Source organism: Bacillus sp. Bvel1 (genome assembly GCF_014872755.1).
Lineage (GTDB): Bacteria > Bacillota > Bacilli > Bacillales > Bacillaceae > Bacillus > Bacillus velezensis.
Genome location: NZ_JAAOBZ010000006.1, coordinates 1091363 through 1109840 on the forward strand (window position 1 = coordinate 1091363; position 18478 = coordinate 1109840).

Consider the following 18478-nt stretch of genomic DNA (forward strand, 5'->3'; position numbering starts at 1 on the left):
TTCCTCCCGCTCGGTTTAGTGGAAGCTGAGTAAGTCGGCAATATCCTGCAAGGCTTCCTCAGTCAGCTCCCGATCATCAAAGTCACTGACGGTCTTCTCCGTATCGGTTTTGCTGAGGCAGTGTTCCGACAGTTTCAGGAGATAATACCGGCAGCTTTCGGACAGCCGTTCGATCGTATCTTGCCGGAAGCGCTCCGTTTCATAGGAAATGCTGACGGTCATCCGGCCTTTTGCCGCAATCGCGCTGATTTCAAGTGACTGCTCCCGTTTCCATGTATCTGTGACATCATCTCCGCCTCCCAAAGGAGAAAACTGAAACGCGTCAGGCTGTTCCGTTTCTGCCGGACTCCCGCCGGGCGCATCGAATTGTCCGAGATAATTAAAGCTGATCTCCGGTGCTTTCCCGAAAGTCATCCCGGCAAGCTTCGGCGGTGTTAAATATTTGAGGACGCCGTATCCGTTCCCTTTATCCGGAATGCGCCGCAATGTGTCTTTAACGGTTTTCAATGTGCGAATTTCATATTCTTCAAGAGGTTCATAAACTCCGCTCCGGACAAGCACCGGGTAAATGGAAGTGAACCACCCCACTGTCCTGCTGATGTCCGCACCTGCCTGCTCCGATTGGCGTCCGTGTCCTTCAAGGGCGATTTTCAAAGCGTGCTGCGGCGACCACTTTTGAAGGGCAAGCACGGCGGAAGCCAACAGCACATCTTGCGTATCCGTATTGTAGGCGCTGTGCACATCTTTCAACAGGGCGTCCGTTTCACTTTCTGTCAGAGTGAAGGATACCGTGTTCCGTTTTTTTGCAGGAGTTTGGGATAGATCTGCCTGCTCGTAAGGAAGACTTTCTGTTTCATAGTGTTCAATCTCCCGCCAATACTCCGCCTGCTGAAGAAGCTGTTTGCTTTCGGCATAATCGGCCAGCTGCTCCGTATATGTTTTGAATGACATGGTTTTCGGAGGGAGTTTGATTTCCTGTCCAGAGGCGGCCTGCTCATAAGCAGAAGCCAAGTCCTCCAATAAAATCCGCCATGATATCCCGTCGACAGCGAGATGATGGACCGTCAGAAACAAGTAATCTTCTGCTTCAGAGCGGAACAGTCCCGCCTGTACCAGCGGCCCGTTCTCCAAATCCATGTTTCTCTGAAGCTCTGCGACACGGCGTTTTATAAAACGTTCCTTCTCATGCTCATCGCCTTCCGTTTCTAATATGGTCAGGTTGTAAAGCTGCTCATCTTCGAGGTCAGCCGGTCTGTTGAAGAGGAGAAGACCTTTCTCTTCGTCTTTTTTGCAGACAAGGCGCAAAGCATCATGATGAACGGTAATGGCTTTTAACGTTTTCCTCAGAGCCTCTTCATCTATTGAATTTGTTCTCGTCAGCATGACGGACTGGTTAAAATGATTTGCTTCCTTCATGTCTTGTGTGAAGAACCATTTGTGAACCGGCGACCACTTCACTTCTCCTTCTGCAGGAGCTTGGCTGACCGGCTGCCGCTCTGTACGGACATAAGGCGCCAGCTCTCTAATTGTCGGCCGGCTGAAAATATCTTTTACGGCGATCTGTTTTCCTGCCTGATGTAATCGGGCTGATACTTGCAGGGCTTTGATGGAATCGCCGCCCAGTTCAAAAAATGATTGATCCGCGGCAATGTTTTCAGTTCCGAGCACTTCGCTCCAAATCGCGGAAAGCTCTTTTTCCATGTCGCTTTCAGGCTCCGTAAATGCCCGTCCGGTGTGCGCTTTTTTCCGCGGCTCAGGAAGCGCGCGGCGGTCAAGCTTCCCGTTCGGTGTGACAGGCAGGGCTTCAAGTGTTTCAAAGAACGCCGGCACCATATAAGCGGGCATTTCATTTCTGAGCGCCTGCTGCACGGTTTCACTTTCTGTTCCTTCTTCTGTCACGATATAAGCGCATAGTTCCGTTTGGCCTGCTGATGCAGTATGAGCGGTGACGGCTGCTTCTTTGACACCTTTTATGCCTGTTAAGGCCGATTCAATTTCTTTCAGTTCCACCCGGTAGCCTCTGATTTTGACTTGCTCGTCCATTCGGCCGATATATTGCAGCGTGCCGTCCGGCAGCCATTTTGCCAGATCGCCTGTGCGGTACATGCGCCGGTTCTTGTGGAACGGGTCTTGGACAAAGGCTTGGGCCGTTTGCTTAGGAAGATTGCGGTACCCTCTTGCAAGGCCGGAACCCGAAATGCAAAGTTCTCCCGTTACACCGATCGGCTGCGGGTGATCCCCGTTTAAAATATAAACGTGTGAATGCTCAATCGGCCGGCCGATCGTAATGTTCTCACTTTGTTCTATATGTCTTGCCGCTGTAGTGGCGACGCTGTTTTCCGTCGGGCCGTACTCATTGGCAAGCTCCGTGTGAGGACAAACCGATAAACTGCGGCTGATAATGTTTTGGTCGACAGCTTCTCCAGCTAATGTGACAATTCTGAGAGACTCTGCATCCCCCGGCTCCAGTACGTCAAGCAGTGTACGGTACAGTACGGGAACAATGATCATATGAGTGATGCGGTAAGATGCAAGATAGTGTTTAATGGCAAGAATATCTCTTGCTTCATCTTCGGCTAAAACGGCCGCTTTCGCACCGGAAATCAGCGGTGTGAACATACTTGTTACAAAACCGTCAAATGAAAATGAAAAAAGCTGAAGAACCGTATCTTTCTCATTCAGATCATAAAATCCGCTTCGCCATTGAAGGGTTTGGCTGACGGAACGATGTTCGACCATAACCCCTTTCGGCCTGCCTGTCGTCCCGGACGTGTAAATGATGTAAGCCAAATCTTCCGGTGCTGATAATGGCTGAACCGGTGATGCGTCTTGTTCTTGGATATCCTCCAGTGCGAGCACTTCACCTTTAAAATGATCAGGCACTTGGTCTATCGCGCCGTGTACGGTAAGGAGAAGCGCTGTGCCGCTGTCTGAAATGATATATTGCTTGCGTTCCTCCGGGTATTCAGGATCTATCGGAACGTAGGCGCCCCCGGCTTTCCAAACCCCGAAGACTGCGGCGACTTGTTCCGGTGATCTCGGTATCACAATGCCGACGGCGGCATCCGGTCCGATCTGCCGTTTTTGCAGAGCTCTGGCGATTTTATTCGACCATTCATCTAATTCTTTATATGTGACCAACGTTTCCCCGCTGATAAGGGCTGCCGCATCCGGTGTTTTTCGCGCCTGAGTGATGAACAGTTCATGAACTGTTTTTTCAGGCAGCTGTTTATCCGTCATGCCGTTAAAGTCCGAAAGAATTCGGTCCCGTTCCGCAGCAGTCAGCATGCTGATCGCTTGTATAGAAGTTTCCGGTTCACGGACAATGTGTTCAAGCATCGTCATAAAGTGGGAAGCCCAGCGCTGCATCGTTTCTTTCCGGAATAAAGACGCCGCATATTCAAACAGAAAATGAATCTGTCCCCCGCCTTCAGAAGCCTGCAAAGTGACATCAAATTTGGAAACCGGACGGGACACGTCCGCAGGCTGAATATGCAAACCGTCCAACAGCAATTCCTCATGTTCCATATTCTGAACGACAAGCATGGCATCAAATAGCGGATTACGGCTTGTGTCCCGCTGCACGCCGATCCGCTCCACAAGCTCTTCAAACGGGTAGTCCTGATGCTCATACGCCTCAAGCGCCGCCTGGCGGACTTCCGCCAAATAATCGGTGAACCGTTTGTCCCCCTTCGGCTCCGTTCTGATGGCAAGCGTGTTGACGAACATCCCGAGAATCGGTTCAAGGTCTTTGTGCGGACGCCCGGCAATCGGCGAGCCGACGATGATGTCTTCCTGCCCGCTCAATCGCGCGAGCAGCGTATTGTACGCGGCGAGAAGCACCATATACAAAGTGGAGCCGTGATCCCGGGCGATGCGGTGAAGGCCGGATGCCGTTTCAGCGTCAAGCGTGCACGATACTTTCCCGCCCGCAAAGCTTCTGACCGCCGGACGGGGCTTGTCAGCCGGAAGCTCAAGCACCGGAAGCTCTCCTTCAAGCCGCTTCAGCCAATAGGCTTCCTGCTTCTGATATCCTTCCTTCTCCTGAAACGACCGCTGCCAGACGGCATAGTCTTTATATTGAAGGCGCATCGGCCCAAGCGAACGGCCTGCGTACAGCTCGCCGAATTCTTTTATCAAGGTGTTGACGGACACACCGTCAGAAATAATATGATGCATATCCGTTAATAAAAGATGGTGTTCTTCCGATTCTTTCACGAGGGCCGCACGGAAGAGCGGCGCTTCTTCCAGACAAAACGGCCGGACGAATGCGTCAGCTGACTCGGCCTCATCGAGCTGAAACGGTACGCTGTCATGGATGCGCTGCACCGGTTCGCCGTCAGGCCCCGTTTCAAAGGACGTTCTGAGCGACTCGTGCCGCTCCACAAGCTGCCGGAACGTCTCCTCCAGCCGGCTGCGGTCAAGCGGGCCCGTCAGTTCCAGCACAGCCGGCATATTGTAGCCGACACCGCCGTCTTCAAGCTGTTGGAGCACATACATCCGTTTCTGCGCTGAAGACACCGGGTAGGTATCTTGTGTTTGCGCAGGCTGAATCGCTTCATACGAGCTTTCTTCCAAGTCCTGAATAACCGAAGCGAGCTCTTCCACCGTCGGCCGGGCGAAGATGTCCTGTAACGGCACCTGAACACCGAACTCTTTGGCGATGCGGGAGACAAGAGCTGTCGCTTTTAACGAATGGCCGCCCCGCTCAAAAAAGTGATCCCGGATGCCGACGGGGCCGTTTTTCAGCACCTCTTCCCAAAGGGCGCAAAGCTTCATTTCCGTGACGTTCCGCGGTGCGGTGTACGCCCGTCTGTCTGCCGTTCCGCCGGGAGCCGGCAGCGCGCGGCGGTCAAGCTTTCCGCTCGGCGTGACCGGCCATTCGTTCATCTCTATAAACTGAGCCGGCATCATGTAGGCCGGAAGGCGTGCCGCAAGCTCCGCCCGCACGTCATCGCTTTTTCGTCCTTCAATATAGGCGTAAAGTGCGGTTTCGCCGTGTTCGGTCCGGGCGGTGACTGCCGCCTCACGAATGCCGTCAATTCGCCGGATCGCCGCTTCGATTTCTCCCGGTTCAATCCGGTAGCCGCGGACTTTCACTTGTCCGTCTGAACGCCCGAGCCATTCAACAAGGCCGTCTTCTGTCCAGCGTGCGATATCGCCCGTCTGATACATGCGTTCTCCCGGATAAAACGGATCATCGAGAAAGCGCTCCTCCGTCAGCTCAGGGCGGTTCAGATAGCCCCGGGCCACGCCTGTCCCTGCGATATACAGCTCTCCGATACAGCCCGGCGGCAGAAGCTGTCTCTTTTGATTTAAAATATACAGCCGCATGTTATGTCCGGAAATGCCGATCGGAACATTGTGAAATTCCTTTCCTTGCGGCAAATCAAAGTACGCCGCTTCTACCGTCGCTTCCGTCGGACCGTAGGAATTTGTCAATTCCGTTCCCGGCAGAAGGTCATAAAAACGGGAAACCAAGTGCGGGCCCAATTGTTCGCCCCCGGCAAAAACCCTTTTTAAGCAGGTCTTTTTGATCGGCTGTTTTCTGGAATTTATATATTCCAAGAAAGCATGAAGCATGGATGGCACAAAATGAGCTGCCGTTATGCGGTTTTTCTCCAATGCGTTCAGTATCATTTCAGGGTCTTTCTCGCCGCCTTGCGGAAGGAGAAAAACAGAAGCTCCCGCGATCGGCCACCAAAACAGCTCCCAAATCGAAGCATCGAAAGAGTATGATGTTTTATGCAAAATGGTGTCGGAATCATTTAATCCATAACGCGTTTGCAGCGAGTATAAAAAGTTTACGGCTGACTGATGTTCAACCTGCACGCCTTTTGGGCGTCCCGTAGAACCGGATGTATAGATGATATAAGCCAATGAATCAGGCTTTACCGGAACATTGGGGTTGGCCGCAGCTTCCGGGTTTCCTGTTTGTCCGCTATTCAGAGAGATCATTTCTCCCTCAAAAAGATCTGGTGCGAAAAGTTCTGGTTCTGCCAGTAAGAATTTCACGCCGCTGTCTTTCAGTAAAAAGCGAATCCGCTCTTCCGGGTAATCCGGATCAATCGGCAGATATGCACCGCCTGCTTTTAAGACAGCGTAAATGCCGATCAGCATGTCAGGAGAACGCCGGCCCATAATGGCAGTTTTATCCTCCAGCCTTATTCCCCGCTTGATCAGCCGGTGCGCAAGCTCATTCGCTCTTTCGTTCAGCTCCTGATACGTAATCGAAATGTCATCAGTTAAAATCGCCGGACGGTCCGGCGTTTTTTCCGCCTGTTGTTCCAGCAGCTCATGAAGAGGCTGATGAAGCGGAAACGCTGTTTTCTGCAAGGGGCTGAAATTTTGAAGCAGAGACACTTCTTCTTTTTCTGACAAAACAGAAATATCGTCTAATTCCAAACCCGGATCAGCTGCGGCGTTTTCGGCAAGTGTCGTGAAAAATTCCGCCCATTTTTGAATCGTTTTTCTCTCAAACAAATCAGTGCTGTATTCAAACTGGCAGTACAATTCACCGGCGTTTTCGGAGATGTACAGCGATAAGTCAAATTTAGAAATCGGCAGGCTGACGTCTGCCGGCTGCAGTTCAAGTCCGGCTGCCCTAAGCTTCTGCTGTTCCATATTTTGCAGCGCAAATGTTGTGTCAAACAGCGGATTTCGGGACATGTCCCGCGGCACACCGAGCTTATCGACGAGCTCTTCTAACGGGTAATCCTGATGCTCGTAAGCCTCAAGCGCTGTTTGGCGAATTTCCTTTAAATATTCTTTGAACGTCATGCTTCCGTCGGGACGCGTCCTGAAAGCGAGCGTATTGACAAACATGCCCAGAACGGCGTCAAGGTCGGCATGAGGCCTTCCTGCAATCGGAGACCCGACAATCATATCTTCCTGTCCGCTTAAACGGGCTAACAGAACCGTGTACACACCGAGCAGCGTCATATAAAGTGTGCATTTGTTTTCTTTCGCCAGCTTTTTCAACTGTGCTGTATGTTTTTCGCTGATGACAAATGACACCCGGTCACCGGAAAAGCTCCGCACCGGGGGACGCGGCTTATCAGCCGGCAATTCAAGCACGGGAATCTCCCCGGCAAGCCGGTTCAGCCAGTACTCCTCTTGTTTCCGATATGCGGCGCCCGCCTTAAATGATTGCTGCCAGACGGCATAATCTTTGTATTGAATCCGTAACGGCGGCAGACTTCTCTCGGCATACAGCTCACTGAATTCACGTATCAAAAGATTGACGGATACGCCGTCTGAAATAATATGATGCATGTCAGCTAAAAGCAGATGCCGGTCTTTTTCTATTTGGACAAATCCCGCCCGGAAAAGAGGCGCTTTGCCGAGATCGAACGGCCGGATAAACGCTTCGGCTGATTGTTCTTTTGTAAATGCAAACGGCACTTCGTCATGAATCCTCTGCACAGGCCGGCCGTTTTTTTCTTCAAAGGACGTTCTGAGCGGTTCATGCCGCCGGATCAGCTCCTTGAACACGGCTTCCATCCTGTCTCGGTCAAACGGCCCCTTCACCTCTAAAACGGCTGGAATGTTATAACTGACACCGCCATTTTCAAGCTGGTGAAGGACATACATCCGTTTTTGAGCGGATGAGACAGGATAAGTTTCTTTTGCTTCTGTCTTTTCTATGGATGCGAACGGATTCTCTTCTGCTTCACCGATGATTTTGGCGAGTTCTTCTACAGTCGGATAGCTGAAGACATCACTCAGCGGGATTTGCACGCTGCACTCTTTAGCTATTTTTGCAACGAGTGCCGTCGCCTTTAATGAATGGCCGCCAAGCTCGAAAAAGTGATCGTGAACGCCGATCGGGCCGGTTTGAAGCACTTCTTCCCATATGCGGGTAAGCTTCAGCTCGGTCACATTCCGGGGAGCTGTATATTGACGGCCCGCTGCGTACGCTGAAGCTTCCGGAAGGGCCCGCTGATCGACTTTACCGTTCGCAGTGAGCGGAATCGCGTCAACGAAAGCCCATTTGACCGGAATCATATAATCAGGCAGCTCTTTAGCCAAATCACTTCGCAGCTGAGAAGGATCAGTCGCTTGTGAGACGCTGCAGTAGGCGCATAATTCATTTTCGCCCGACTCATTCGTTTGAATCAGCACGGCAGCTTCTTTCACGGCATGATGATTTGCCAGAACGGTTTCAATTTCCTTCGGTTCAATCCGGTACCCTCTGATCTTCACTTGATCATCTGTCCGGCCGATGTATTCAATTTGGCCGTCCGCACGCAGTCTTGCAAAATCTCCGGTCCGGTACATGACGGCGCCCTTTCTGAACGGATCCGGCAAAAATTTCTCTTCCGTCAGCGCCGGATTGTTCACATAGCCTCTTCCTGTATTCGCTCCGGAAATATACAATTCTCCCGCAATTCCGAGAGGCTGAAGCTGTCTGTTTTTGCTGAGAATATACATCTTGTTATGATGGATCGGTTTCCCGATCGGCGGATGTTCAGGTATGTCATCTCCCGCAGAAATCGTATACGTTGAAACCACATGGGTTTCTGACGGGCCGTAATGATTATGCAGCTGCATACCGTGTAAACGGAGCGTCTGCCTGAACAAACGTGAGATAGTCAGCTGCTCCCCGGCCGTAATGACATGCTTCACACAGCGGGGAAAAGACTGTGCATAACCTTCTTCATTGAAAAGCATCTTGATAAACGCAGTCGGGAAAAACACCACTTCCGTTTTGTGCTGATCGATAAACGAATACAGCTGAGAAACATCCCGTTTGATTGATTCGGGCACGATACAAAGGGTGCCGCCGCTCAAGAGTACTGAAAATAACTCCTGATAGCAGACGTCAAACGCCAAAGATGCGTACTGCAGCACATTTGTGCAAAAATCAATGCCTGTGTTCGTCAATTGGTCAGAAAGAAGGTTGGCCATATTTTTATGTTCGAGCAGCACGCCCTTCGGTTTCCCTGTCGTACCGGATGTATAAATCATATAAAGGAGGTCGTCCGCCGTATTAATGGATTGCACATTGCTTCCGTCCGCTTCCGTCCCGGCCTCTTCTATATATGTAACCTGCAGCGTTTGTTCCGCGGGGAGTGACTGATGCCGCTCTGTTACAACATGGATGCAGCCGCTGTTTTCAATAACATATCGGATACGCTCCTTTGGACTGCCCGGATCTATCGGAACAAAGGCGCCGCCCGCTTTTAAAATACCGAGAACGGCCGCCGCTAAAGAAGGAGAACGGCCGAGCATGACGCCTACCGGCTCCTCCCGCTTTAATCCGCGTTTTTGCAGCAGACGGGCCAGCTTATTAGCCGATTCATTCAGCTCTTTGTACGTCACTGACCCGCCTTCATACCGGATCGCGATTTGATCCGGCGTTTGCGCGGCCTGCCGTTCAAACATCGCATGAATCGTGTCATACTTAGGCTTTTCAGTTTCTTCAGAAATCGGAGCAAGCAGCTGCTCTTTTTCCTCAGGAGTGATGATTACAAGCTTATCCGGCGTGATATCAGGTTTGTCGAGAATCTGGGAAACGATATGTGTCAAATGACCTTTGATATTTTCGATAAATTGGCGGTCATACACGCTTGAATCGTATCTCATTTTCAAGTGAATCTCGTCACCCGGCGCCACCATCAGGTAAAAACTGTAATTGGTTTCGTCTTCCATGCTGAAATCATGGATGTGAAAAAGGTCTTTCGTGTCCCCCTTGCTGTTCAGTACATCAAGCTCTTGTTCAACCGGATAATTCTCAAAGACGAGAATATGGTCAATTAAGCCTTGTTTTACCTGTGAATTCGCCTGTATATCATAAAGCGGATGATAGCTGTATGCCTGTCCTTTCAAAGCGTCCTTTTGCACGTTTTTGATCAGCTTTTGAAACGGGATGTCCGCCCCGCTGATCCGGACAGGCACGGTATTAATGAACAGGCCGATCATTCGCTCGATGCCTTCGATTTCAGACGGCCTTCCGGAAATAACAGAACCAAAAACCGCATCTTCTGTCTGGTTATACGCCTGAAGCAAAATGCCCCAGAGCGTGTGGAAAATGGTGCTCAGCGTGACCTCTTCTTTCACGGCCAGATCTTTCAGCTTAGCCGTGTCCTCTTTTGAAAAGGAAAACGTCACTTCCTCTTGTCTGCTTTCGCCGGCTTTTTTCTGCTTCGGCAGAACAGTCTGCTGCTCAAAGCCTTCAAGGTATCGCTCCCAGTACGAAGCGGCTTTTTCTTTATCTTGCTCCATCAGCCACTTGATGTAGGTCCCGTACGGCACAGCAGGCTCAAGCGTTAACGGTGTCCGGCGAAGCCGCGAGGCATATATCTGGAAGAACTCTTTCAGCACGATCCCTAGACACCAGCCATCCATAATAATGTGATGAAAACTCCAAATGCACGTATATTCACATTCTCCGGTTTGAAGCAGCGTCACCCGCATCAGCATGTCTTTTTGCAGGTGAAATCCTTTCTTTCGGTCTCTTCGTTTGGCTTCTTCAATATGCTTGATTTGATCAGCCTTGTTTAAATTGGTGAGATTTTCCTCAATGATGCTGACGTTCCGCTCTTTTAATACGACCTGCTGCGGCACTGACACGTTCTGGCTGATAAAAATCGTTCTGAAAATATCATGTCTTTCGAAAAGGGCATGAACGCTCTCTTCAAACACGCGGGTGTCAACCTTCCCCGTTATTGAAAAGGAGGCCTGCTCGGCGTAAGCCTGTGATTCCTTTTGCAGGAGGGAATGAAAAAGCATTCCTTCCTGCATATAAGACAGCGGATAAATATCCTGAATTGCATTCTTTTTTGTCATGTTATAATCTCCCCGTCGCCTTTTTCTACAGTTCCTCGACAAAACTCGCTATGCTGTCCAAATCATCAGATGTTAACGTTTTGCTGCTAAAATCACTAACGGTTTTTTCTGCTTCCTCTTTGCCTGTGCAGTGCGCCATAATATCACGCAAATATTGCTGTAAAGTTTGCAGCAGCTGTTCCATCGTTTCTTTGCGGAAGCGGCTCGGCGGATAGCTCAAACTGAAGTGCAGTTTATGTTGTGCGGCCATCGCGCTCATTTCCACCGCTTGTTCCCGCTGCCATGTCGGCGTGATGTCGTGCCCGCTCGCAAGACCGGATAAACTGAATGTGTGCTGCTCTTCTGTATCATTGAATTGCCCTAAATAGTTAAAGCTGATTTCAGGCGCTTGTCTGAAGCGGATTGTTTTTTGTTCAGGCGGTGTCATGTATTTTAAAATGCCGTAGCCTATTCCTTTATCCGGTATTCTTCCGAGTGTGTCTTTGACCGTTTTTACAGCCGTTCCAAGCTCAGCGCCTGCTGTGTTCAAGTCAATGAGCACCGGGTACATGGAGGTAAACCAGCCTACGGTGCGGCTGATGTCGAGCTCCGGCATGATGTGCTCTCTCCCGTGCCCTTCCATCGCGATGCGCAGTCTGCCGCCCCCTGTCCAGTCCCGTAAAGCCAAAGCTGCGGCAGTCAGAAGAATATCTTGCGTATCGGTATGGTATGCCCGGTTGACCTGCTGAAGCAAAACGGACGTTTCTTCTTCTGTAAGTGTAAAGCTTACCGTTTGCCGAATGCTGTCGGCTCCCGTCTGATGCTGCGGTTTTTCATAAGGAAGTTCGGCGGCTGTTTCTTCTTCAATAAAACGCCAATATTCTTCTTCACGCATCAGCTTGCTGCTTTTTGCGTATTCTGAAAGCCTTACGGCGTATTGCTTAAACGAATCGGTCTTTGGCGGAAGCTGGACCGGCTGACCTTTTACGGCATGAGTGTAAGCGGCAGATAAATCCTCCAGCAGAATACGCCATGACACTCCGTCAACCGCCAGGTGATGTACGGTGATGAATAAATAATCCCCTGACCGGGTTTTGAACCAGCCGGCTTTTAATAACGGCCCTTTTTCAATATCCATCCGCTGTTGGAGCGCAGCCACTTCATCTTCTATTTCTCTTTCCCAAGTATCTGTCTCAGACAGATCCCAAATGTCCAAGCTGTACAGTTCATCTTTTTGAATACCGTGATTGATTTGTCTGATACTTTCGTTTTCTGAACTGACAGTGATCCGGAGTGCATCATGATGAATGACAAGATGCTCCAAGGCTTGTTTGAGCGGCTGTTTATGCAATGCGTCAGAGCTGAACATCATGACGGACTGATTGAAATGATTTCTGTTTTCCATCCGCTGTGATAAAAACCAGTGCTGAACGGGTGTCCAAGGTATGTCTCCTTCCACCGGCCGCTGATCGATGACTCTTTCCGCTTTCCGGATAAGAGGCGCGAGTTCCTTAATGGACGGATGCCGGAATAAGTCACTTGCCGTCATTTTCCACCCGTAGCGTCCGAGCCGCGCGGCAACTTGCAGCGCTTTGATTGAATCGCCGCCCAACTCAAAAAATGAGTCCTCAATCCCGACTTGTTTTGTGCCGAGCACTTCCTGCCAGATCACGGAAAGCTGTTCTTCAAGCTCATTGCGGGGAGCTGTGTACGCGGTTTGAAGCGCGAGCTCCGGTTCGGGCAGATTTTTCCGATCCAATTTACCGTTCGGCGTAAGCGGCAGCTTCTCAAGTTCCATCATATAGGCCGGGACCATGTAATTCGGCAGTTGCTTAGAAAGTGATGAACGCACTTTTTCTGTATCCATGTCCGTCTGCAGACTCATATATGCGATCAGTTCTTTATTGCCGGACTGCCCGGTTCTGACTGACACGGCAGCTTCTTTCACGCCGTCCAGGCTCCTTAGTGCGGCTTCAATCTCTCCCAGCTCGACCCGATAACCGCGGATTTTCACTTGATCATCCATCCGTCCGGCATATTCAATCGTTCCGTCCGGCAGCCAGCGGGCTAAATCTCCGGTGCGGTACATCCGTTCTCCGGGAACAAAAGGATTAGGGACAAATTTTTCTTCCGTCAGCTCAGGGCGGCCGAAATATCCTCTTGCCACACCGTCTCCGCCTGTGCATAATTCGCCGATGACGCCGATCGGCTGCGGTGTTCCCCTGCTGTTTATGATATATGCAGTTGAATTTCCGACAGGGCGGCCGATCGGGATTGAATGATCGTATGATTGTTCAATCAAAAAGCAAGTCGAGAACGTCGTGTTTTCAGTCGGTCCGTATCCATTCCATATTGAAAGATGCGGCAGCGTTTTCCGAACCCGGTTTACATGACTTGGGGACAGTGCTTCCCCGCCGATAATCAATCGGGATAATCCGGAAAACATGTGTTCATTTTGTTCTGATAGATGATTGAACAAAGACGATGTCAGCCACAGTGTCGTAATGCCGTTTTGCTGTATAAATGTTTCCAGAACATCAGAGTCGAGATAGGTTTCCTGGTCACTTACATATAAAGAAGCGCCGTTTAAAAGCGGACCGAATATTTCAAATGTCGTTACATCAAATCCTAATGATGAAGTAAACAACAGTCTGTCTTCCGGCGTAAAATCAATATAATTGCTGTTTTTCACAAGGCGGATCACGCTTCGCTGTTCAATCATGACGCCTTTTGGCGCACCTGTTGACCCGGACGTATAAATCATGTAGGCCAACGATTCAGGTCCGCCGAGCGGTTCGGGATTTTCCGAACTCAAGCCGGCCTTTGTTTGAATATCCTCTATGAATAAACGTTTTCCTGAAAGCGGCAGACCGTCAAGTTTATCAGATTGGAGAAGAATATCAGCTTTACAGTCTTTAAGCATCCATTCACCCCGTTCCCGAGGCACATCGTCACCGATAGGCAAGTAGGCGCCTCCCGCTTTTAATATTCCGAGGATTCCGGAAGCAAGCTCTGTTGTGCGGCCGGTTAATAAGGCGACAACACTTTCCGGACCGACGCCATTTGATCGGAGAGCCGCCGCTATTCTGTTAGCCCGTTCGTTCAGCTCACGGTATGTCAAGATTTGTCCATCATATACAACTGCCCGGGCATCGGGGGTTTCTTCAGCCTGCCGCTCAAATAAACGGCTGATGGTTTCGTGTCTTGGGTAATCGCTTTTCGTCTGATTAAACTGATAAATGACGCGATTTGTTTCAGCATCATCCAATACGTGAATGTCACCAAGCGGTATTGTTTGGTCTTCAATTACTTTTGTAAGAATACGAGTAAAGTAAGAAAGCCATTTTTCGATTGTCTGTTTTTGATAGATATCTGTATTGAATTCAAAATCAAAGCTGATGGAACCGTCAGACCCTTCCGCCGCGTAAAGCGTGGCATCAAACTTTGCGGTTTTATGACCTGTATCCGCGGCTTGAGTCAAATGCAGCTCATTTAAATTCAGGGATTCACGCTCCATATTCTGGAGCACAAACATCACGTCAAACAGCGGATTGCGGCTCATGTCCCGCTGCACGCCGAGCCGTTCCACAAGCTCTTCAAACGGATAGTCCTGATGCTCATACGCCTCAAGCGCCGCCTGGCGGACTTCCGCCAAATAATCGGTAAACCGTTTGTCTCCTTTCGGCTCCGTTCTGATGGCAAGCGTGTTGACGAACATCCCGAGAATCGGTTCAAGGTCTTTGTGCGGGCGCCCGGCAATCGGCGATCCGACGATGATGTCTTCCTGCCCGCTCAATCGCGCGAGTAACGTATTGTACGCGGCGAGAAGCACCATATACAAAGTGGAGCCGTGATCCCGGGCGATGCGGTGAAGGCCGGATGCCGTGTCAGCGTCAAGCGTGCACGATACGCTGCCGCCCGCAAAGCTTCTGACCGCCGGACGGGGCTTGTCAGCCGGAAGTTCAAGCACCGGAAGCTCTCCTTCAAGCCGCTTCAGCCAATAGGCTTCCTGCTTCTGGTACCCTTCTTTCTCCTGAAACGACCGCTGCCAGACGGCATAGTCTTTATATTGAAGGCGCATCGGCGCAAGCGAACGGCCTGCGTACAGCTCGCCGAATTCTTTTATCAAGGTGTTGACGGACACACCGTCAGAAATAATATGATGCATATCCGTTAATAAAAGGTGACGTTCGTCTGATTCTTTCACGAGAGCCGCACGGAAGAGCGGCGCTTCTTCCAGACAAAACGGCCGGACGAATGCGTCAGCTGACTCGGCCTCATCGAGCTGAAACGGTACGCTGTCATGGATGCGCTGCACCGGTTCGCCGTCAGGCCCCGTTTCAAAGGACGTTCTGAGCGACTCATGCCGCTCAACAAGCTGCCGGAACGTCTCCTCCAGCCGGCTGCGGTCAAGCGGGCCCGTCAGTTCCAGCACAGCCGGCATATTGTAGCCGACACCGCCGTCTTCAAGCTGTTGGAGCACATACATCCGTTTCTGCGCTGAAGACACCGGGTAGGTGTCCTGTGTTTGCGCAGGCTGAATCGCTTCATACGGGCTTTCTTCCAAGTCCTGAATAACCGAAGCGAGCTCTTCCACCGTCGGCCGGGCGAAGATGTCCTGTAACGGCACCTGAACACCGAACTCTTTGGCGATGCGGGAGACAAGAGCTGTCGCTTTTAACGAATGGCCGCCCCGCTCAAAAAAGTGATCCCGGATGCCGACGGGGCCGTTTTTCAGCACCTCTTCCCAGAGGGCGCAAAGCTTCATTTCCGTGATGTTCCGCGGGGCGGTGTACGCCTGTCTGTCTGCCGCTCCGCCGGGAGCCGGCAGCGCGCGGCGGTCAAGCTTTCCGCTCGGCGTGACCGGCCATTCGCTCATCTCTATAAACTGAGCCGGCATCATGTAGGCCGGAAGGCGTGTGGCAAGCTCCGCACGCACGTCATCGCTTTTTCGTCCTTCGATATAGGCGTAAAGTGCGGTTTCGCCTTCTTCGGTCCGAGCGGTGACTGCCGCCTCACGAATGCCGTCGATGCGCCGGATCGCCGCTTCGATTTCTCCCGGTTCAATCCGGTAGCCGCGGACTTTCACCTGTCCGTCTGAACGACCGAGCCATTCGACAAGGCCGTCTTCTGTCCAGCGTGCGATATCACCCGTCTGATACATGCGTTCTCCCGGATAAAACGGATCATCGAGAAAGCGCTCCTCCGTCAGCTCAGGACGGTTCAGATAGCCGCGGGCCACGCCGGTCCCCGCGATGTACAGCTCTCCTGCCACGCCCGCAGGCTGGATGGTTCCTCCGCTATCTAATACATACAGACGGGCACCCGGAACGGGTTTTCCGATCGGAAGCCGCGTTCGTCCGCTGTCCTGTTTTCGGTCACAGACGTAAAACGCCGCATCAACCGTCGCTTCCGTCGGTCCATAGCCGTGAATAAGCATGGTCTCCGGCAGAAGATCGGCAAACCGGGCAGCCGTAAGCGGGGAAAGAGCTTCCCCTCCGGCGAACACGCGTGTCAGTGTTCTGCCGAGGCGTGCTCTTGTTTCCGCAGGCTCTGTTTCCAGCGCGTCTAAAAAGCTGTTGACCATCGCCGGAATAAAATGCGCGGTCGTCACCTTTTCAGAAGAAAAAGCTTCAATCATCCGCACAGGATCTTTCTCCCAGCCGGCAGGAAGCAGATACACGGAGGCGCCGGATATCGTCCACCAAAACAATTGCCAGATGGAGGCATCGAATGAAAAGGATGATTTCAGCACGATAATGTCCTCTTCCGTTAACGGAAACTGCCCTTGCATCCCTGATAAAAAGGCGGCGGCCTGACGGTGTTCAACAGCCACTCCCTTCGGTGTTCCCGTCGAACCGGACGTATAAATGATATAAGCGAGCGAATCAGCATCCGCTTCGTCAGAGACAGCCCCTGTCTCCGTCTCGCCTGTCAGAGCGGAAAGAGACACTTCTAGCGTTTCTCCGGAAAAACCGGGAACGGATAATCCCGGCTGTGCAAACAGGAGACAAGCGCCGCTGTCCTCAAGCATATATCGCAGCCTGTCCTCAGGATACTCCGGGTCAAGCGGCACGTAGGCGCCTCCCGCTTTTAACACGGCAAGCACTGAAACCACCATCTCCGGCGAGCGTTCAGCGAGTACGCCGACCATGCTTTCTTTGCGGACGCCTTTTTGTCGGAGCCGGACGGCAAGCCTGTCTGTGTACTGGTCAAGCTCAGCGTACGTCAGCATACCGCCCGGAAAACGGAGCGCCGGACGATGCGGCGAAAGCGCGGCGCGGCGGGCAAACAGCCCGTGAAGCGTCGGAGCAGGCGGTTCAACCGCTTCTGTATGGTTAAATGCATCCATCATACTTCTGGCTTCACACGCATCCAGCAATGCGATCTCGGAAGCGCCGATTTCAGGGTCGGAAATGACTGAGTTCACCATATGCCGTAAAAATGTTTCGATATTCTTCATAAAAACATCGTCGTATATACTGGTATCAAATTTTAAGCGGATATAAAGAGAATTGCCCGGAATCACCTTTATGCTGCATCCGTAGTTTGTGACTTCTTCCATCGTAAAATCCTCTACCGCAAAATCAAATGAACCGGCCTGACTCACATTTTCAATTTCACGCTGGGCCGGCACATTTTCAAACACGATAATGTGGTCAAACAGCGCTTGCTTCAGAGGGCTTTGCGCCTGAATGTCATACAGCGGATAATAGCTGTACGCTTCTGCTTGCAGCGTCTCCTGCTGCAAATGCCTGACGAGCTCCAGAAAAGAAAATGAACCGCTTTTCACCCGTACGGGAATCGTATTGATAAACAGTCCTACCATTTTTTCCACGCCTGCGAGATCCGACGGCCGGCCGGAAACGACAGAACCGAAAACGGCATCATCACAGCGGCTGACACGCTGCAGCAAAATGCCCCACAGTGCCTGGAACACTGTATTCAGCGTTGCTCCCGCCCTTGCCGCAATGTTCTTCAGCTCATTTGTCTGCTCTTCAGAAATGGTGAAAACCGCCTGCTCAAGTTCGCCGTTTGGTTCCGCGGATTTTTTCGGAAGAGACGCCGTTTGCTCAAGATCGGCAAGTCTCGTTTTCCAAAAAATCTCGGCTTCTTTACGATCCTGCTTCATGAGCCATTTAATATACTTCCCATATGGCTGAACAGGCTCGAGAGACGGAAGCCGTCCGTCTCCGAGAGATTGATAGATCATCAGAAATTCCTTCATGACAATTCCGAAGCACCAGCCGTCCATGACAATATGATGATGGCTCCATATACAAACATAGCGTTCAGGCGCTTTTTTCAAAATGGAGACTCTCATGAGAGGGTCTGATTGCAAATCAAAGCCTTTATCTTTATCTTCTTTTCTGAACCGGTCGGCATATTTGTCTTGCGCCTTCTCGTCCAAATGAGAAATATCATGAAACTGAACGCGGCTCGGCCTGTTTTTCAACACGACTTGTCGGGGCTTTGCCACATTCTTGTGAATAAATGTCGTACGGAAAATATCGTATCGTTCAAAAACAGTGTCTATACTTTTTTGGAACCGTTCCCGGTCAAGCTTTCCGCTGATCGTAAACACCGCTTGTTCGAAGTAGGCTCTTGAGTCATGATCCAACAGAGAATGAAAAAGCATGCCCTCCTGCATAAAAGACAAAGGATATATATCTTGTATTTCCGGTTGCTGCCCCATTGCGCCACTCCT

The 18478-nt window shown here is 51.1% G+C and carries 2 protein-coding genes; both read right to left on the reverse strand.

Going from position 1 to position 18478, the window contains the following annotated elements; genetic code table 11:
* Positions 1-15 precede the first annotated feature (15 nt).
* Positions 16-10791: a non-ribosomal peptide synthetase gene (locus HAP68_RS09005; protein WP_131242016.1), complete on the reverse strand. Its 10776-nt coding sequence runs from the start codon at positions 10789-10791 to the stop codon at positions 16-18.
* Between the two features lie 25 nt (positions 10792-10816).
* The gene (locus HAP68_RS09010; RefSeq protein ID WP_046341267.1) at positions 10817-18466 is read right to left on the reverse strand and encodes a non-ribosomal peptide synthetase; all 7650 of its coding nucleotides are present in this window, start codon (positions 18464-18466) and stop codon (positions 10817-10819) included.
* Positions 18467-18478 lie beyond the last annotated feature (12 nt).